General features: G+C 64.3%; 15 protein-coding genes and 1 pseudogene. 3 read left to right on the top strand and 13 right to left on the bottom strand.

Translation table 11 applies throughout. The features are described 5' to 3' along the window. Positions 1-61: 61 nt before the first annotated feature. From AC1RL5_RS18895 to hutC, 7 genes are all read right to left on the bottom strand, one after another. Complete coding sequence (locus tag AC1RL5_RS18895; RefSeq protein WP_011058780.1) at positions 62-892, bottom strand: quaternary amine ABC transporter ATP-binding protein; 831 nt, start codon at positions 890-892, stop codon at positions 62-64. After that, the gene (locus AC1RL5_RS18890) at positions 889-1,740 is read right to left on the bottom strand and encodes an ABC transporter permease (RefSeq protein WP_011058779.1); all 852 of its coding nucleotides are present in this window, start codon (positions 1,738-1,740) and stop codon (positions 889-891) included. The genes AC1RL5_RS18895 and AC1RL5_RS18890 overlap by 4 nt, the downstream gene beginning before the upstream one ends. Positions 1,741-1,811: 71 nt before the next feature. Further along, positions 1,812-2,777, bottom strand: coding sequence for an ABC transporter substrate-binding protein (locus AC1RL5_RS18885; RefSeq protein ID WP_011058778.1), 966 nt, complete (start codon positions 2,775-2,777; stop codon positions 1,812-1,814). Between the two features lie 75 nt (positions 2,778-2,852). Next, positions 2,853-4,322 carry a purine-cytosine permease family protein gene (locus AC1RL5_RS18880; protein ID WP_011058777.1) on the bottom strand — a complete coding sequence of 490 codons (1,470 nt, stop codon included), beginning with the start codon at positions 4,320-4,322 and terminating at the stop codon, positions 2,853-2,855. A gap of 129 nt (positions 4,323-4,451) precedes the next feature. Beyond that, on the bottom strand, positions 4,452-6,134 hold the full coding sequence (gene hutU, locus AC1RL5_RS18875) for a urocanate hydratase (RefSeq protein WP_011058776.1): 1,683 nt from the start codon (positions 6,132-6,134) through the stop codon (positions 4,452-4,454). A 404-nt stretch (positions 6,135-6,538) separates the two neighbouring features. Next, a complete protein-coding gene (locus AC1RL5_RS18870) occupies positions 6,539-7,111 on the bottom strand; it encodes a HutD/Ves family protein (RefSeq protein WP_011058775.1) in 573 nt (190 codons plus the stop codon). Further along, positions 7,108-7,857 (bottom strand): histidine utilization transcriptional repressor HutC, encoded by a 750-nt coding sequence (hutC, locus tag AC1RL5_RS18865; protein ID WP_011058774.1) that lies wholly within the window; start codon positions 7,855-7,857, stop codon positions 7,108-7,110. Before hutC ends, AC1RL5_RS18870 begins: the two co-directional genes overlap by 4 nt. Positions 7,858-7,964: 107 nt before the next feature. Between hutC and AC1RL5_RS18860 the strand changes: the two genes are divergently transcribed. Continuing rightward, positions 7,965-9,329, top strand: coding sequence for a formimidoylglutamate deiminase (locus AC1RL5_RS18860; protein ID WP_019093926.1), 1,365 nt, complete (start codon positions 7,965-7,967; stop codon positions 9,327-9,329). A gap of 81 nt (positions 9,330-9,410) precedes the next feature. Here AC1RL5_RS18860 and AC1RL5_RS18855 read toward each other — a convergent pair whose 3' ends face one another. Then, complete coding sequence (locus AC1RL5_RS18855; RefSeq protein WP_072452095.1) at positions 9,411-9,980, bottom strand: lipocalin family protein; 570 nt, start codon at positions 9,978-9,980, stop codon at positions 9,411-9,413. 36 nt (positions 9,981-10,016) lie between these two features. Then, entirely contained in the window at positions 10,017-10,271 is a 255-nt protein-coding gene (locus AC1RL5_RS18850; protein ID WP_011058771.1) for a hypothetical protein, read from the bottom strand. 210 nt (positions 10,272-10,481) lie between these two features. On the opposite strand from AC1RL5_RS18850, the pseudogene AC1RL5_RS18845 reads away from it, so the two are divergent. Further along, positions 10,482-11,588 (top strand): annotated as a pseudogene (locus AC1RL5_RS18845) (HAMP domain-containing protein); the annotation flags it as partial. 93 nt (positions 11,589-11,681) lie between these two features. Continuing rightward, positions 11,682-12,446 carry a methyl-accepting chemotaxis protein gene (locus AC1RL5_RS18840; protein ID WP_370059460.1) on the top strand — a complete coding sequence of 255 codons (765 nt, stop codon included), beginning with the start codon at positions 11,682-11,684 and terminating at the stop codon, positions 12,444-12,446. 35 nt (positions 12,447-12,481) lie between these two features. Here the strand turns inward: AC1RL5_RS18840 and AC1RL5_RS18835 are convergent, their stop codons facing one another. From AC1RL5_RS18835 to AC1RL5_RS18820, 4 genes are all read right to left on the bottom strand, one after another. Next, positions 12,482-13,084: a DUF924 family protein gene (locus tag AC1RL5_RS18835; RefSeq protein WP_072452096.1), complete on the bottom strand. Its 603-nt coding sequence runs from the start codon at positions 13,082-13,084 to the stop codon at positions 12,482-12,484. Between the two features lie 3 nt (positions 13,085-13,087). Next, positions 13,088-14,098: a class 1 fructose-bisphosphatase gene (locus AC1RL5_RS18830; protein WP_011058768.1), complete on the bottom strand. Its 1,011-nt coding sequence runs from the start codon at positions 14,096-14,098 to the stop codon at positions 13,088-13,090. Positions 14,099-14,284: 186 nt separating this feature from the next. After that, a complete protein-coding gene (locus AC1RL5_RS18825; protein ID WP_072452097.1) occupies positions 14,285-15,658 on the bottom strand; it encodes a DUF3999 domain-containing protein in 1,374 nt (457 codons plus the stop codon). Continuing rightward, on the bottom strand, positions 15,655-19,287 hold the full coding sequence (locus AC1RL5_RS18820; RefSeq protein ID WP_492589515.1) for a DUF2339 domain-containing protein: 3,633 nt from the start codon (positions 19,285-19,287) through the stop codon (positions 15,655-15,657). The genes AC1RL5_RS18825 and AC1RL5_RS18820 overlap by 4 nt, the downstream gene beginning before the upstream one ends. Positions 19,288-19,436: the final 149 nt, after the last annotated feature.

The following is a 19,436-nucleotide window of genomic DNA, read 5'->3' as shown; positions in this document are numbered from 1 at the left end:
ATCCGGGGGCCTCTTCGCTGGCAAGCCAGCTCTACGGGCCCGGGGCTTGTGGGCTGTTGAACTACACCGTCGCGGCACGACGCTGGACAAAACGGTCGACGTACTCATCCGCCGGTGAATGCAGGATCTCCCTGGGCGTGCCCACCTGGATCAGGCGGCCGTCCTTGAGGATCGCGATGCGGTTGCCGATGCGCACGGCCTCGTCCAGGTCATGGGTGATGAAGACGATGGTCTTGTGCAGCGTCTTCTGCAGCTCCAGCAACTGGTCCTGCATTTCTGCGCGGATCAGCGGGTCGAGGGCGCTGAAGGCCTCGTCCATGAGAATGATGTCGGTGTCCGCCGCCAGGGCCCGGGCCAGGCCGACCCGCTGGCGCATGCCGCCGGACAGCTGGTGCGGGTACTTGTTCTCGTAGCCCTTGAGGCCCACGGTGTTGATCCAGTGCAAGGCACGCTCGGCACACAGTGCCTTGCTCTCGCCGCGCACCTTGAGGCCGTAGGCAACATTGTCCTGCACGTTGCGGTGGGGCAGCAGGCCGAAGCTCTGGAACACCATGCTGATCTTGTGCCGGCGAAACTGGCGCAGGGCCTCCATGTCGTATTGCAGGATGTCCTCGCCGTCCACCAGGATCGCGCCGCTGGTGGGGTCGATCAGGCGGTTGAAGTGGCGCACCAGGGTCGACTTGCCAGAGCCGGACAGGCCCATGATGACGAAGATCTCGCCGGTGCCGATGCTCAGGGACAGGTCGTTGACCCCGACCACACAGCCGGTCTCGGCCAGCACCTGGTCCTTGCCCTTGCCTTGGCGGATCATCGCCAGGGCATCGGCAGGGCGACTGCCGAAAATCTTGAAGACGTTCCTCACTTCGATCTTGCTGATGGCAGCGCTGCTCATTTGCTCACCTCATGGCGCGGACGACCGTAGGCCTGGGTAATGCGGTCGATCACCACCGCCAGAATCACGATCGCCAGCCCCGCTTCCAGGCCGCGCCCGACGTTGAGGGTCTGGATCCCCACCAGCACATCCTCGCCCAGGCCACGGGCACCGATCATCGAGGCGATCACCACCATCGACAGGGCCATCATCGTGGTCTGGTTGATCCCGGCCATGATGCTCGGCAGGGCCAGGGGCAGTTGCACACCGAACAGTTGCTGCCAGCGATTGGCGCCGAAGGCGTTGATCGCCTCCATCACCTCGCCGTCCACCTGGCGGATCCCCAGGTCGGTGAGGCGGATCAAGGGCGGCGCGGCGTAGATCACCGTAGCGAAGATCGCCGGCACCTTGCCCAGGCCGAACAGCATCAGCACCGGGATCAGGTACACGAAGCTGGGCATGGTCTGCATGATGTCCAAGAGCGGCATCAGCACTGAGCGCAGGCGGTTGCTGCGGGCCGAGAGGATCCCCAGGGGGATGCCGATCAGCACCGAGATCAGGGTCGCCACCAGCATCAGCGCCAGGGTCTGCATCAGCTTGTCCCACAGCCCCACCGCGCCCACCAGGAACAGCAGGCCGACGATCACCGCGGTGGTCAGCAGCTTGCGGGTGGCGTGCCAGGCGATACCGCCGACAATCGCCAGCATCAGCCACCAGGGCGCCATGCGCAGCAGGCCTTCGAGGTTGACGATGGCCCACAGCAGGGTGTCGGAAATGTGCCGGAACACATCGCCATAATGGGTCACCAGGGCGTCAACCCAGCCGTTGACCCAATCGGCGATGGAAAACGTGAAGCTTTCTGGAAACATAGGAAACTCTCGCTCAAAGGAGGTTGCTGTCCGGTTGCCGACGGCCCTTGGAGCCGCCGGAAAAGCCCGGGCTACAGGGCCGCGTCGATTTTCCCGGCGGCCTCTTCACTGACCCATGGGTGCCAGACTTCAGGATGTTCCTTGAGAAAGAGTTTCGCCAGTTTCGGCGACTCGATGCGCTCACGGCTCATGCGCGCCAGATTCTGGTTGAGCAGGTCGATCGGCAGGTTGACCTTTTCCAGTACCGCCACCAGCTCCGGGGCCTCGTCGTGGAAGACTCTGGACAAGCCGACCTTGATGCTCACGCTCTTGTCGACGCCAGGTTTCTCATCGAGCTTGACCAGGTCCACCTGGCCCATCAGCGGGGTCGGCGACCAGTAGTAGAAGAGGATCGGCTCGCCGCGCTTGTAGCTCGACAGTACCGCCGCATCCAGGGCCGGGCCGGTGCCCGGGCGGAAGTTGGTGTAGCTGCTTTCCAGGCCGTAGCTCTTGAGCATCTCGCTGTTGTCCAGCTCGCAGGTCCAGCCCGCCGGGCAGTTGTAGAAACGCCCCTTGCTCGGTTCTTCCGGGTCCTTGAACACGCTGGCGTACTTGCCCAGATCGGCAATGTTCTTCAGGTCCGGGGCCTTGGCTTCGAGCTTGCGCTTGGCGTCGCCTTCGATCACGTAGCGCGGGACGTACCAGCCTTCGACAGCACCCACCACCGGCGCGCCGACGCCCACCACCTTGCCGGCCTTCTCGGCCTTGTTCCACACCTCGCTGCGGCCCACCCACTCTTCGGCGAAGATCTGGATGTCATTGCTGCCCAGGGCGTTTTCCATGGTGATGGAGTTGCCCGGCAGGCTGTCGGTCTTGCAGCCGTAGCCCTTCTCCAGGACCAGCTGCAGCACGTCGGTCAGCAACATGCCGCTTTCCCAGTTCAGGCCGGCGAACTTCACCGCCTTGCCCGACTCGCACCAGCCCGCGGCCTGGGCGCCGGAAGCGGCCAGCAGGCCCATGGACAGCAACGTGGTCAGCAGGGTCTTATGCATTTTCATTGTGTGACGCTCCTAATCATGAGTTGGCTTACGGCAGTTAAGAGGCATCCAGCCCTGTCCACGTCCAATCAAGACTCATACCGCTGCAGCGCGGGTGGTCCCACTCGTTTTTTGTTCGGTGGGCGCGCCCTGCTCTACTGGCAGGATCAGGTGCTCGGGCACCGCGCCATGCCACTTCTTCGCACAGGCGTAGTACAACGCCGCGGGCACCACCAGGCCGATGATCCAGGAGATGTCGGTATCTCCGAGGCTCGCCACCAGGGGGCCGGTGTAGAAGTGGGTGGAAATGAACGGCATCTGAATCAGCACGCCGAACACATAGATACTGATGCCCATGACATTCCAGCGGCCGTAGCGACCGTCCGGATTGGACAGCGCGGGGATGTCATAGCGCTCCTTGGTAATGCAGTAGAAATCCACCAGGTTGATCGCACTCCAGGGTGTGAAGAACGCCAGCAGGAACAGGATGAAGGCGGAGAAATCCTTGAGGAACGAATCCTTGCCCAACAGTGCCAGGGTGGCGGCAAGCGAGACCATGATGAAGATGTAGAACAGGCGCACACCGCTGCCGATATGCCGGCTGCCGCGAAAGCCGCTGATGATGGTGGCGATCGACATGAAGCTGCCGTAGGCATTCAGCGTGGTCACCGTGACCTTGCCGAAGGCCACGGCGAAATACAGCAGGCCGGCGACGATACCGGTACCGCCGAGGCTGACGATGAACGACACCTCGTGGTGGGCGAACTGGGACCCGGCCAGGGCCGCCGCGAAGACCCCGAAGACCATCGCGGCCTGGGCCCCGATCACCGAACCCAGGCCTACGGCCCAGAAGGTTTTCGCCGCCGAGGTGCTGCGCGGCAGGTAGCGCGAGTAGTCCGCCACATAAGGGCCGAAGGCGATCTGCCAGGAAGCCGACAGCGATACCGCCAGCAGGAAGCTGGCCAGGGAAAAATGCTTGTTGCCGAGCAGGGCCGCGATGTCGTTGCCTGCCAGCAGCTTGTAGAACAGGTAGATGAAGGCCACCACGCCAAGCACGCTGGCGATCCGCCCGATGCCGTGGATGACCCGGTAGCCGAAAATGGTGAAGACCATGATCGAGCCGGCGAACAGCAGGATGCCGGCCCAGTCTTCGACGTGCAGCAGTTGCGCCACCGCCTGCCCCGCCAGCAGCGAACCGCTGGCGGAAAAGCCGACGTACATCAGGCACACCAGCACCAGGGGAATCACCGCACCGTACACGCCGAACTGCACGCGGCTGGAGATCATCTGCGGCAGCCCCAGTTGCGGGCCCTGGGCGGCATGCAGGGCCATGACCCCGCCCCCCAGCAACTGACCGACCAGCAAGCCGATCAGCGACCAGAACACATCACCGCCCAGGACCACTGCCAGGGCGCCGGTGACAATGGCGGTGATCTGCAGGTTGGCGCCCAACCACAGGGTGAATTGACTCAAGAGACGACCGTGTCTTTCCGCTTCCGGGATGTAGTCGATCGAACGCCTTTCGATCAACGGTTTGTTGCTTGCACGATCATTCGCTAAAGCCATGGACGTCGAACCTCTAGTGGGCACTGCAGACGATTTCCCCTGTAGGAGCGAGCGGGCTCGCGAGGCGGTGTGCCTGATGCACCGCGGTGCATGCTTGGCCAGCAAGCTGGCTCCTACAGAGAACGGTGGTTACTTGCCGGTGATCATCGGCAGATTCAGGCCCTGTTCCTTGGCGCAATCGATGGCGATCTGGTAACCGGCATCGGCGTGACGCATCACCCCGGTGGCCGGGTCGTTGTGCAGCACCCGGGCAATACGCTCGGCCGCTTCATCGGTGCCGTCGCAGACGATCACCATCCCCGAATGCTGGGAGAAGCCCATGCCGACGCCGCCGCCGTGGTGCAGGGAAACCCAGGTCGCGCCACTGGCGGTGTTCAACAGGGCATTGAGCAGCGGCCAGTCGGATACGGCATCGGAACCGTCCTGCATGGATTCGGTTTCACGGTTCGGGCTGGCCACGGAACCGGAGTCCAGGTGGTCGCGACCGATGACGATCGGTGCCGACAGCTCGCCGCTGCGGACCATTTCGTTGAAGGCCAGGCCGAGCTTGGCGCGCAGGCCCAGGCCAACCCAGCAGATCCGTGCCGGCAAGCCCTGGAAGCTGATGCGCTCGCGCGCCATGTCCAGCCAGTTGTGCAGGTGGGCGTCGTCGGGGATCAGTTCCTTGACCTTGGCGTCGGTCTTGTAGATGTCCTGCGGATCGCCGGACAGCGCCGCCCAGCGGAACGGGCCGATGCCACGGCAGAACAGCGGACGGATATAGGCCGGGACGAAGCCGGGGAAGTCGAAAGCGTTTTCCACGCCCTCTTCCTGGGCCATCTGGCGGATGTTGTTGCCGTAGTCGAAGGTCGGAACCCCCATTTTCTGGAAGTCCAGCATGGCTTGTACGTGCACGGCCATGGACTGCTTGGCCGCCTTGATCACCGCCGCCGGCTCGGTCTGGGCGCGGTCACGGTACTGCTCCCAGGTCCAGCCCTTGGGCAGGTAGCCGTTGAGCGGGTCGTGGGCGCTGGTCTGGTCGGTGACCATGTCCGGGCGCACGCCGCGGCGTACCAGTTCCGGCAGGATCTCGGCAGCGTTGCCGCACAGGGCAATGGAGATGGCACGGCCTTCGGCGGTGTATTTCTTGATCCGCGCCAGGGCGTCGTCCAGGTCGGTGGCCTGCTCGTCGACGTAGCGGGTCTTGAGGCGGAAGTCGATGCTGGTCTGCTGGCACTCGATGTTCAGCGAGCAGGCTCCGGCCAGGGTCGCGGCCAGTGGCTGGGCACCGCCCATGCCGCCCAGACCGGCAGTCAGCACCCAACGGCCCTTGAGGTTGGAATCGTAATGCTGGCGGCCGGCTTCGACGAAAGTTTCATAGGTGCCCTGGACGATGCCCTGGCTGCCGATGTAGATCCAGCTGCCGGCGGTCATCTGGCCGTACATGGCCAGGCCCTTGGCATCCAGTTCGTTGAAGTGTTCCCAGCTGGCCCAGTGCGGCACCAGGTTGGAGTTGGCGATCAGTACCCGTGGGGCGTTGCTGTGGGTCTTGAACACGCCCACCGGCTTGCCGGACTGCACCAGCAGGGTTTCGTCGTCATTCAGATGGGTCAGGGCCTCGACGATCTTGTCGTAGCACTCCCAGTTGCGCGCCGCGCGGCCGATGCCGCCGTACACCACCAGCTCCTTGGGGTTCTCGGCAACTTCCGGGTCGAGGTTGTTCATCAACATGCGCAGCGGCGCTTCGGTCAGCCAGCTCTTGGCGGTCAGCTTGTTGCCGCGTGCAGCACGGATTTCGACGTTACGGTATTTAGTTGGCTTGCTGTCGGTCACGGAAAAACTCCTCGGCGATGAGTCCAAGGTGCGAAGAGGATTCCATCGACTCTTACGCACACATATTTACTTGTACATACAAGCATATGCAATCAAGCGGCCAACTCCCTCAAGATCATTCTCACAAACCTGACGAACACATCGCAGGCCTTGTAGAACGGGGCTCTCAACCAAAGATAAATTTTCAGCGAAGGTTTTTGGCCACGCGCGCAGCTGTTACCAGGATGGGCTTTTGCGCCGAGCTGGGGCGTTCGGTAACAAATGAGTGCGCGCAAGAAACAGCAGGCGCGCCGGCGCAGGCACGCAGGACCCCGCACGAAGCCGAGGGCAACCAAGCACGAATAAAGAAAGGAGGTTTGCAGCATCCGCAGGCCGTATCCCGGCCTGCGGCAAGACGCGATGAATCAGCGGGCGGTGAGTTCGATCACGCAGCACAGCCCGTCCAGGGCGACTTCCAGCAGCCCGCGATTGCCTTCCAGGCGCAGGCAGTCATAACGCCCCAGTGCTTGCACCGGTGCGCTACCGGTATCCACCCAGGCTTGCTCGGCAGCACTGAACAGCAACAAGGTGTGCGCCTGGGTGAAAAACCGCTGCTGGCCATCGAGCCACTGCAAACGGGCGACGTAGCGCTGTGGGCAATAGATCAGGTTGAAGTCGCGGATCGCCCCCTCCAGCAGTGTGCAATCGACCTGGCTGGCGCCGCTGAAGGCAAAGGCGTCCAGAGGCAACAGCGGCCGCACATCCTCGCCATCGATGGTCAGTTGCATGCCCGCGCCCTGGAGCACGGTGATGACCCGCTGGTAACCGGCAAAACTGGAAAACCCGCCGGACTCGGCGATATCGGCAATCGATAGGCGCCAGCCGAAACCGTCCAGGCCGTCACCGGTATCCCGGGCAATCTCTTCGGTGCTGCCTCCACCGTTTTTCCAGGGCATGCGTGGGTAGTCGGCGGCACGCAGATGGGTGAGCTGGATCATTTGTGAAAGCGCCCTTCCAGACGATGACGGGAACCGGGGTGGATCAGCCGCGCGGCGGTCACCGGCTGGCGCCCGGACCAGGTGCGACGGCGAATCAGCAGGCAAGGCTCGCCCCGCTCGATCTGCAGCAGCCGGCATTCTTCGGCTTCGGCGAGAATCGCCTCCACCACATGCTCGCCCTCGGTCAGGGGCGCGACCTGGGACAGATAGGCGTAGGGAGTCTGCAGGGTGAAGTCCTGCTTGAGGTACTCCGGCGCCACCAGGGCGTTGACGAAACGGTCCTCGATCTGCACCGGGATGTCGTTCTCGAAATGCACGATCAGCGAGTGGAAGACCTTCTGCCCTTCACGCATGTCCAGGGCCAGGGCACGCTCGGAACCGGCGGCTTCCTCGCCCAGGGTGATCACCTGGCAGGTGTGGCGATGACCGCGGGACGCGATCTCGTCGGCAATGTTGTGCACTTCGAATAGGGCGGACTGGCTCTTGGGTTCGGCGACGAACGTGCCCACGCCCTGCATCCGCACCAGCATGCCTTCGGCCGTCATCTCGCGCAGCGCGCGGTTGATGGTCATGCGGCTGAAACCCAGCTGATTGACCAGCTCGCTTTCCGAGGGAACACGGTAGTGCGGCGGCCAGTTTCCGCTCTCGATCTGCTGGGTGATCATCTGTTTGACGCGGGCGTACAAGGGCGCCGGACTATCGCCCAAGTGGGCAGCCAGCGGCGATTTGGCAGGCGGAGTCGGCACAGGAAATCCTTGTTGATCGATAAAGGTGGCTAGCTTGCCGGAGTTTACCGGGCAGGCAAACGTCTGTATATGTATATACAAATAACAAACGATAGGGTGCTTGAACCATGTCCGCCTTTTTCGCCGAACGTGCACTGCTGCCTGATGGCTGGGCCAACCATGTACGCCTTGAAGTCAGCGCTAACGGCCAACTGACACAGATCCAGGCCAACGCCAGCGCAGACGGCGCGGAACGGCTCAAGGGCCCGCTGCTGCCGGGCATGCCCAACCTGCACTCCCATGCATTCCAGCGGGCCATGGCCGGGCTGGCGGAAGTGGCCGGCAACCCCAATGACAGCTTCTGGACCTGGCGCGACCTGATGTACCGCCTGGTGGGCAAGATCAATCCCGAGCAGTTGGAAGTCATCGCCCGCCAGCTGTATATCGAAATGCTCAAGGCCGGCTACACCTCGGTAGCTGAATTCCACTACGTGCATCACGACAGCGACGGCAAGCCCTACGCCGACCCCGCCGAACTGTCCCGACGCATCAGCCAGGCCGCCGCCGGCAGCGGTATCGGCCTGACCCTGCTGCCAGTGCTCTACAGCCACGCAGGCTTTGGTGGCCAGGCACCGAATGACGGCCAGCGCCGCTTCATCAACAGCACGGAAAACTACCTCAAGCTGCAACAGCACTTGCAGCCGCTGCTGGCGCAGCAGGCCAACCAGCAACTGGGCCTGTGCTTTCACTCGTTGCGAGCGGTCACGCCACAGCAGATCAGCGAAGTGCTGGCTGCCAGTGATCGCCATTGCCCGGTGCATATCCACATCGCCGAGCAGCAGAAGGAAGTCGACGACTGCCTGAGCTGGAGCGGCCGGCGTCCATTGCAGTGGCTGTATGAAAACGTCGCGGTGGATCAGCGCTGGTGCCTGGTCCACGCCACCCACGCCAACCCCGAGGAAGTCAGCCTCATGGCCAGCAGCCGGGCCATCGCCGGCCTGTGCCTGACCACCGAGGCCAATCTGGGCGACGGTATTTTCCCGGCGGTGGACTTCTTGGCCCAGGGCGGGCGCCTGGGCATCGGCTCCGACAGCCATGTGTCCTTGAGCGTGGTGGAAGAACTGCGCTGGCTGGAGTACGGCCAGCGCCTGCGGGACCAGCGCCGCAACCGCCTGTACCGCGCCGACCAGCCCATGGTCGGCCGGACCCTGTACGACGCCGCGCTGGATGGCGGTGCCCAGGCCCTGGGACAAGGCATTGGCGCCCTGGCCGTGGGTACCCGCGCCGACTGGCTGGTGCTGGATGGCAACGACCCCTACCTGGCCACCGCCGACGGCGACGGGATTCTCAACCGCTGGCTGTTCGCCGGCGGCGACCGTCAGGTGCGCGATGTGATGGTGGGTGGGCAGTGGGTCGTGCGCGACGGGCGTCACGCCGCCGAAGAAGACAGCAGCCGGGCCTTTACCCAGGTCCTGCGTGACCTGCTCAACTAATCCCGACCTGTAGGAGCCGGCTGGCCGGCGAAAGCATTCTCACGAGCGCCTTCGCCGGCCAGCCGGCTCCTGCGGATGAGCTTATTTCGAGGTCTTGGCCATGGCCGAGTCCGACACCCGCCAGATCAGCCGCGTGGTGTCATACCCCTGCTGGCGAGCCTTGCTCAGCAGTTCCTCGCGCACCGTTTCGTTGACCTCCTTGGTCCGCGACAGCAGCCACAGGTAACGGCGGTTCGGGTTGCCGACAATCGCGGTCTTGTAGTCATCGCTGACGTACAACACCCAGTAGTCGCCCTTGGTAGCGCCCGGCAGCAGCCGCGAGAACCAGTTATCGAACTCCACCCACAGCTTGTCGGTCTTGCCCGGCACTTGAGGCGTGGCCGTACCACGGGCCTCTTCCCATTTCCATTCCGGGGTCAGGCAGCGATTGAGCACCGCCACGTTGCCCTCCGGCAGCAGGGTATAACGAGCCTCGGATTGCGCACAGTTGCGCTGGAAGTACATGGGCAACCGCGCCAGCTCGTACCAGGTGCCCTGATAACGCTTGAGATCGACGTGGTTGACGGTCTTGGGCGCCAGCGAATCGTCCCGGGACGTGGCGCAGCCGGCCAAGAGCAGGCCGACCAGAAGAGTGACAACAAAACGCATCATTATTTTTCTCCCGTGGGCCCGAAGCCCCGGTTTTTTTTACTTCAGGCCTTGCCCGGAAAACATCAGAACCTTGTCACCGGCGTACTGCACGCTGATAAAGCTGTTCTTGTCACCCCAGGTGCAGCTGGACATGCCCAGCGCGCCCGAACAGTCAGTCGGCTTGCCCAGGAGTTGTTCGACCTCGGCCTTGGGCATACCCGCCGACAGCTTGGAATAGTTTTCCTGATTGACCTTGCTGCACGCGGCCAGCAGCACGCAGAACGACAACAGAGCGAGAGAACGCAGGGACATGGTGAACTCCTGAACAAAAGGGGGAAGGCCTGTCAGCCAACCAGAAGCTTAGAAGAGAAAACCCCCTTCTGGTTCCCCGGGGAGACGGGTATTTCTTGCCTGGCAAACCGGGCAATTGCCTCGTAAATCAAGGACCTTTTTGCCGCACCTGACAGTTCGTCGGCTTTGTGCATCTGCCCCTCATTTTCAGTGGTGGCCAGTCGACATAAGATGCAGCGCAAAGCCCTCCACTGTGGCAAATTGACGCCCCTCGTTGACCAGCCCCTCGCGGTAGTTCATTTAATGACCAGAAATATGAAGTTCAGCCACAAGATCCTGCTCGCAGCCGCCCTTGTGGTTGCCGTTGCGTTCGCCTGTTTTATTCTGTTCAACGACTATCGACAGCGAGAGGCCCTGCGCAGCAGCACCGAAGCCTCGATGCAGGAACTGGGCAGCCTGACCACCAGCAACATCCAGACCTGGCTGGAAAGCCGCATCCAGCTCCTGCAATCCCTGGCCCAGCAGATCGCCGTGGACGGCAGCGGCGCCGATAGCCTGAAACGCAGCGTCGGCCTGCCCGCCTACACCGGCAACTTCCAGCTCAGCTACTTCGGGGGCCAGGACGGCGTGATGTTCTCGGTACCGGCCGGCAACCGCGCCGCCGATTACGACCCCCGCGCCCGCGGCTGGTACAAGGCAGCCACCGGCGCCCAGCGGACCATCGTCACCGAACCCTACATCGCCGCCTCGTCGGGCAAGCTGGTGATCACTGTCGCCACCCCGGTACAGCACCAGAACCAGATGATCGGCGTGGCCGGTGCCGACATCGACCTGTCGAGCGTCAGCGCCATCATCAACTCACTGAACTTCGGCGGCCACGGCCATGCCTTCATCGTCAGTGCCGAGGGCAAGATCCTCATCCACCCTGACAGCAAGCTGGTGCTCAAGAACCTGAGCGAGGCCTACCCCAACGCAGCGCCGAACGTCAGCCCAGGGCTGAAAGAAGTGCAGCAGGGCGGCAAGACCCAGTTCATTTCCTTCACCCACGTCAATGGCGTGCCCTCGGCCGACTGGTACGTGGCCCTGGTCCTGGACCAGGACACCGCCTTCGCCATGCTCAGCGAGTTCCGCACCTCGGCCATCATCGCCATGGCCATTGCCGTGGTGATCATCATCAGCCTGCTGGGCATGCTGATCCGCATGCTGATGCAGCCCCTGCACCTGATGGGCCGGGCCATGCACGATATCGCCGAAGGTGAAGGCGACCTGACCAAACGCCTGGTGATCCACGGCCACGACGAATTCGGCACCCTGGGAGTGTCGTTCAACCGTTTCGTCGAACGCATCCACAGCTCGATCCGCGAAGTGTCCTCGGCAACCGGCCAGGTCAACGAAGTGGCCCTGCGGGTCGTGGCTGCCTCCAACTCGTCGATGTTCAACTCCGACCAGCAGGCCTCGCGCACCAGCAGCGTGGCCGCAGCCATCAACCAGCTGGGCGCCGCCGCCCAGGAAATCGCCCAGAACGCAGCCCTGGCCTCGCAGCATTCCAGCGACGCCCGCAGCCTGGCGGAAGACGGCCAGCAGGTAGTGGACAAGACAATCGCCGCGATGCACCAGCTGTCGGCCAAGATCAGCAGCTCCTGCGACAACATCGAAACCCTCAACAGCAGCACGGTGAACATCGGGCAGATTCTGGAAGTGATCACCAGCATCTCCCAGCAGACCAACCTGCTGGCCCTCAACGCCGCCATCGAAGCCGCCCGCGCCGGTGAAGCCGGGCGCGGCTTCGCAGTGGTAGCGGACGAGGTGCGCAACCTCGCCCACCGCACCCAGGATTCGGCGCAGCAAGTGCAGAAGATGATCGAGGAACTGCAGGTAGGCGCCCGTGAAGCGGTGGGCACCATGACCGAAAGCCAGCGCGAGAGCGAGAACAGCGTGGGCATTGCCAACCAGGCCGGCGAGCGCCTGGGCAGCGTGACCCAGCGCATCGGCGAGATCGACGGCATGAACCAGTCGGTGGCCACCGCCACCGAGGAGCAGACCGCCGTGGTGGAGTCGATCAACGTCGACATCACCGAGATCAACACCCTCAACCAGGAAGGCGTGGAAAACCTCCAGGCCACCTTGCGCGCCTGCGCCGACCTGGAGCAGCAGGCCAAGCGCCTGCAGCATCTGGTGGGCAGTTTCCGTATCTGAGTAACAGCTTCGCCGGCTTGCCGGCGAAAGTGCCCTTAAAAACGCGAACCGGGCTCGCGCAGGAAAGCCAGTTCCTCGGCCGTGGATTCGCGGCCCAGGATGGCATTGCGATGGGGGAAGCGCCCAAAGCGGGCAATGACTTTCTGGTGCCGTTCGGCGTAGTCCAGGTTGTCGGCAAACACTGCACGCTCGTCCGCTGGCTGTTCATCGTGCAGGGCGGTAAAGCGTGAAACGCTCTCGTTCTGCACCGCCAGGTTTTCGCAGTGCTCGAACACCAGGTAGATGAAGCAGCGCTGCATGGCCGGCAGGCGCCGGTCAAAATCCGCGGCGATACCCTGGGCCACCAGTGCCTGGGCACACAGGTCGCCGGCAAATGCCTTGGGAGTGTCGCGATAGATCATCCGTGGCAGTTGGTCGAGCAACAGCACCATGGCCAGCCAACCTTGGGGGCTTTGCGCCCATTCGGTCAAACCGCCAGCCAGGGCCTGCTCCACCAGGCCGGCGAAACGCTGACGCGCTTCGAGGTCCTGGCTGTCGCGCTTGCCAAACCACAACCGGCCCTTGGCAGCGACAATCTCCGCCGGCTTTTCGGCTGAACCGAACCACCAATCAAGCAGAGGCTGCCAGGGCGCGCTCATGGCTTATTCCTTGTGGTAGCCGGTCACGCGGGCCACTTCTTCCTTCGAGCCGAGGAACACCGCCACACGCTGGTGCAGGCCTTCAGGCTGAATGTCGAGAATGCGCTTGTGACCATCGGTGGACGCGCCGCCGGCCTGTTCCACCAGGAACGACATCGGGTTGGCTTCGTACATCAGGCGCAACTTGCCCGGTTTTTCCGGCTCGCGGCTGTCACGTGGGTACATGAACAGACCGCCCCGGGTCAGGATACGGTGCACGTCAGCCACCATCGCCGCGACCCAGCGCATGTTGTAGTTCTTTTTCAGCGGGCCGGTGTCGCCCGCCAGCAGTTCTTCCACGTAGCGCTTGACCGGGGCTTCCCAGTGACGCTCGTTGGACATGTTGATGGCGAATTCCTGGGTGGACTCCGGAATCTTGATGTCTTCGTGGGTCAGCACGAAGCTGCCCATTTCGCGGTCCAGGGTGAAGCCTTTGACGCCGTCGCCCAGGGTCAGCACCAGCATGGTCTGCGGGCCGTAGATGGCGTAACCGGCGGCGACCTGCTGGGTGCCCGGCTGCAGGAAGGCCTTTTCATTCAGGGCTTCGTTCTGGCTCAGGTACTCGTTGGGGCAGCGCAGTACCGAGAAAATGGTGCCGACCGGTGCGTTGATATCGATGTTCGAGGAGCCGTCCAGCGGGTCGAATACCAGCAGGTAGGCGCCTTTGGGGTACTTGCCCGGGATCTGGTAGGCATTGTCCATTTCCTCGGACGCCATGCCGGCCAGGTGGCCGCCCCATTCGTTGGCTTCGAGCAGGATCTCGTTGGAGATCACGTCGAGCTTCTTCTGCACTTCGCCCTGCACGTTTTCCGTGCCCATGCTGCCCAGGACACCGCCCAGGGCGCCCTTGGAAACGGCGTGGCTGATCTCCTTGCAAGCACGCGCCACCACTTCGATCAGGAAGCGCAGATCGGCAGGAGTGTTGTTGCTGCGGGTCTGCTCAATCAAATAGCGACTCAGGGTAACGCGGGACATGGAAGGCTCCGGAGGAATGGGGGGCTAAAAACCCGCGCAGTTTAACGCGAGTCGGGGCGCATTTCCTCCTCTCAGACAGGGAACCGCCAGTTAGAGTTCAGGCGCCGGTTCCAGCGTAGTCAAAAACCCCGGGCACGATGGACCTTGGTGGCGAGGGAACAAGCTCCCTCGCCACACCTGCCCGCCTCAGGCCGCGGGCTTGCGCAACATGCTGAAGGCCATGCCGGCCAGGGCCAGCACCCCGAGAAGCAATACGGCCCACAGGCCGATCTTCTTCCAGTCCGGCCCGCCTGCCGCCACGGCAGCGGCAGGAGCGACAGTGGCCGAGGCCAGTTGCGCCGCGCCCTCGACCTTGGCCTGGCCCAACTGCTTGAGGCGTTGCGCACTGTAGTCGGGGATCAGGGTCGCCAGCGGCAGGTTGGCCGCGCTCGCGGTGGGGTTGCCCAGGGCCAGGGTGTAAGGGCCGGCTCCCCGAGCCAGGAACACCAGTTGGGTGCCACGCACGGCGAACTCCAGGCTCGGGGCCTCGGCGCCCAGGCCGCCACCACGCTCATCCACCACCAGCCTGAGTTGCTGCACGGTCTGCCCCGGCAGTTGCAGTTCGTTCTGCTGCACGTCCTGGCCATTCTGGGTCAGGCGGTACAGCAGGCCATTGCCCAGGGGCTGCCACGGCAGGCTGCTTTCTCGGCGCCCATAAAGCGTGGCCGGAGCCAGGCTGTTGGCCTGGGTCAGGGCAATGCGCACCCGTTCCAGGTTCAAACCCATGGGCAGCTGCCAGGTGTACTCGCCGGCCTTGGCACTGCTGCCCTTCAGGGGCTGCGACCACACCAGCGGCGAGGGCAGGCTGCTGGTGGTACTGCTTTGCAATTGCGCCGAAGTCAGCACCGGCGCCGTTTGCGGGGTGTTCCACAAGAGGCGCAGGTAGCGCGCCGTCTGCCCGGGCAACGCCACTTCATGCTGTTCGACCCGCTCGTCGGCGAACGACAGGCGCGCCACCTGGCCTTCGCCCCAGGGCTGCCAGTGCTGCAGGTCGTCGCTGGCTTCGATGCTGAACCGCTGGAAGCCGTCGCGTTCGCTGGTCCAGTCCAGCACCAGTTGCTGCAACGGTGCCTTGATTGCGCTGGCATCCAGCAACCAGCCACGCAGGACCTCCTCGCCGGCCTCCAGTTGAGTGGAGGGCTGAACCTCCACCAGCGTGCCATTGGTGGTGGATTGCACCCGCACGCTGGGGGTGCTGTCGGCGGCATCTGCCGAGCTGTACAACGGGAACCACTTCACATCGCTGAGCGTGTGCTGCTCGGTGGTCTGCGCCTGCTGGCGCGCCAGGGCATAGGCCTGGGGCTCACCGGCAGCGTTGAACACACGGATATCCCGCAGGTCGGTCTGGCTGGCGTGCAGTTGCACCGCCAACGGCAGTTCCAGGCGATACCAGGGCCCCTCGCCGCTCAGGCTCAGGGGTGCCAGGGACTTGAAGTCCCCCGGTTTGTCCTGGGCCACGGCGGACAACGCCACACACAGGCCCACAGCCCCCAACCAGCCCAGGCTCAGCTTCGCACTCACGATGACACTCCTTCATTCAACGGTTTGCCGGGCTCGGCTTGCGCCTCGGCGCGCTTGGGCGGCAATGGGGCGAAATAGCCCACCACCAGCAGCAATACTCCCACCCCGATGAACGAGACGATCCGCGCCAGCCCGCCACGGTTGCTCAACTCCACCAGGAACAGCTTGGCCACCACCACGGCAATCAGCACTGCGCCGATCAGCCAGACTTCACGGCGATGACGCAGGTGGCCGCCGATCATCAGGCTCAGGGCAATCAGGGTCCAGACGATGGACAGCCCGGCCTGGACCATCATCGATTCCAGCAACGCATCCGCCTGGAACGGCACGCCGCTCCAATGGTGGGCCGCCCGCATCACCAGCACGGTGAAGAAGGCGAACAGCGACAGCCCCGCCACCAGTTGCGTGGCACGCTCGGCATAGTCGGCACGGATCGCCAGTTCCCGCACCGCGCTGCGCGACCAGACATAGACGCCGAACAGCGCGAACAGCAGCCCCAGTTCCAGCGGGTTGAGCAGCGGCAGGTAAGGCAGTGGTTCGGCCCGGCCATCGCTGAAGATATTCGCCAGCCAGAACCAGCCGAGCATCAGCACCGCCAGGGGCAGCGCGGCATACAGGCGGTACTCGCGGGAGTGGGCAGAAACCGGCCACGGCCAGGCGCGCGGCGCGGCCATCGCCACCAGGTACAGGCTCGGCAGGATCGCCCAGCCCAGCCAGCGCCAGGCGTTGTACTGCTCGGACAACAGCAGCAGGCCATAACGCAGCTCCAGCGCCAGCACGTCGATCAGCAACCAGCAGCCCAGCACATGGGCGATGCTCGCCACCCGTGCCGGCAGCTGCGACACCAGGCGCCGCTGGCTGAAGAAGTGCACGGCGAACAACAGGGACCAGGCCAGCCAGCCGAAATCCGCCGCCGGGTGATAGCGCGGAGCCCAGGAAGCCAGCAGTACCAGACCCGCGGCCGGTATCAACAGGCTGCACAACAGGCCCAGGGACGACCATTTCAAACGTACCGCCAGCAGCGCCCAGAGCAACACGCTAGCCGCGCTGATCAGCAACAGCAGGCTGGCCTGCCAATGGGCCGGGGCGAAGCGCAGCACTTCCTTGAGCCAGGTAAAGGCCCACCAGCAGGCGCCCCAGGCCAGCAACAGATCGGACAGGTGGCCCAGGCTCAAGGTATCGAAGGCCGAACCATGGTTGCCCCGCTGCAGGCGCCAGGCGCCCACCAGGGCCGCCAGGGCCAGGACCATCGGCGTCCAGAAATCGCCATTGGCCAGAGGCCGCGCAGCGTCCGCCGTCACGAAATACCAACCCGAACCGGCCAGCAGGAAAGTGCTGCCGCCAATCACCTGGAGCACCAGGCCGAAGACAAAGCTGGCCCGCTGCTGCAGATACAGGCTGAGCCAGATGATCAGCAGGCCACTGGCGGCCCAGACGCCGCTGGCCGTGCTCCAGGGCAGGACGAACAGCACCGCCAGGTTGATCATCATCAGGCCGGCCAGCAGTACCAGGGACAAGCCCCGCAGCAGCCGCGGATCACTGCGCACCATGTCATTGCGGGCCGCCAGGAGCATGCCGCCGATCAGCGCCAGGCCAATCAGCGAAGCGCTCATCAGCCCGCTCCAGCCGGCGTTGAACACCGCACCGGCATCGCCGTCCGCACCTTGCAGGCGCATCAGGAACAGCGCACCGCCCAACAGCTGCACGGCGAAGGCGGTGAACAGGAACGTCCGCGATTGCAGGCGCAGGCCGACAAACAGCGTCGCCAACCCGGCCACCGCCCAGCTGATGGCGGTGCCCTGGGTGAACAGGAACAACGGCGCCAGCAGGTACAGGAAAGCCAGCCCGGCCACCGCCAGGATCGGCGCAATGCCCTGCTCCCAGCTCGCTACCTGGGTCTTCTGCGCCCGCCGCAACTGATCGAAGCTGAACAGCAGCGCGACGCCCAGCAGCAACGCCCCCAGCGGCGCGCCGTCCAGCAGGCTGGTAGCGCCGGGCTGCAGCTTACTGAGGAAGGCCAGGGCCGACCCCAGTTGCAGCAGCAGGGCGAACGCCCGGGCCAGCGGCCGTTGCTGGCGCAGGCCGAGCCAGAAGATTCCCGCCCCTTCCACGGCCCAGGCAGCGCAGGTCCAGCGCGCATCCAGGCCTAGAGGGATCGCCAGGCTGGCGAAGATCACGCCCAGGGCCAGGCAGGTTTCACCCAGCAACAGGGCGCGGCCGCCCATCAGTAGCCGGGCCAGGACCATGTAGGTCAGGCCCAGGGCCAGGGCACTGAAGGAAGCGGCGAACTCCAGGTGCTGGACCAGCGCCAGTTGCAGGCCGAAGCCCACCAGGGGCGGGCCGAAGAGCATGCTGCCGTCGACGTAGTCACCCTTGCGCGCAGACCAGTGCAGCAGCGCCTGGCGGCTGTCATCCGCCGGTGCGTCGGGCATTTCCAGCAGCTTGCGCCGGGTGAACAGCAGGCCAATGGCCAGGTACATGACAAAGAACAGGATCAGGAAGGGCTCGGTGCTCCACAGCAGCTCCGGCGTGTAGGAGCGCAGGCCCCAGGCAAAGCCGATACCGAAGGTGCCGACAAAGCCGATCAGGTTCAGCAGGCGCCAGGCCTTGAACCAGGCAATGGCCAGGATGCCGGCATTGAGCAGGGCGAAGTAACTGAACAGTGCCACATGGCTGCCGGCGCCGGTGGACGTCAGGATCGGTGCGGCAAAGCCGCCCAGGGCTGCAGCGGCCGCCAGACTGAGGGCGTCCTGGGTAATGGCCAGGATCGCCGAAAACACCGTGACCGCCACCAACAGGCCAAGGGCCGCGGAAGGGTCGAGCAACGGATGCAGGCGCATCGCCGCGAACACCGTCAGGTACAGCACGGCGATACCGGTGCCCTGGAGCATCAGGGCGTAGTTGCTGTTGCGCCGCCGCAACCACCAGCCCAGGCCCAGCAGGCCCAGGGAGCAGGCCGCAACCCCGGCGTAGCGCAGCTCCAGCGGCACCACCATGCCTTCGGTGGCGTAGCGCAGAAGGAAAGCCAGGCCTAGGAACAACAGCACCACGCCGACCCGCAGCACAGTGTTGCCGCCAAACAGCCAGTTGCGCGCGCCGCTCAGAGCGCGCTCGATCAGGTTGGGTTCCCGAGGCGCAGCTACGGACTCACGGGCCGGCGCCTGGGGCTGGGGTTGCCACACCGACTCCGGCACCGGCTGGCTGGCCTCCACGGAGGCGGCAGGGCTCGCTGCCGCGGGCAATTCCCAGACCAGCTCGGGGGCAGCCGGCGCCGGCTCCACGGGCTGGACTTCCTCAAGAATGAATTCGGGAAGGTCTGCAAGTTCCGGCGCGGCGCTCATGCCGCTGCCTGCCTCGGCCAGCGGGGCGCTGGCCTGGGGTTCTGAGGCGGGTTCAGCAGCGGGGCCGCCGATGCTTTCCAGCAGGGCAAGGCGCTGGCCCAGGGTAGCGAGGGCCTTCTTTGCCTTCTCCAGCTCACGATGCTGGTCGACAACTTGTCGATGCAAGGCGTCGGAACGAATCGCCAGGCCGATGGCCAAGCCCGAAACCGCGCCAATCAGGGCGTCGCTGAAGGACTCGTCAAGGAGCCAGCCCAGTCCCCCTCCCAGCAGCATGAATATCCATTGCATGTGTCGATATCCCTAAGCAGTCCATTGACGGACGGGTGCAACCGTATGGGTGCCCGCGCCGGTAAACCGGTAAAGGCCCCTCCCCGCTTGGAAGCCGGACACCAGCCAAAAGACACCGCCGGGGAAGCAAAACGCTGCCCAGTATATCG

The sequence above is a fragment of the Pseudomonas sp. GW822-FHT06D10 genome (genome assembly GCF_058799535.1).
Note: the sequence above shows the minus strand (reverse complement) of the source record. Positions and strands in the feature narration are given on the sequence as shown.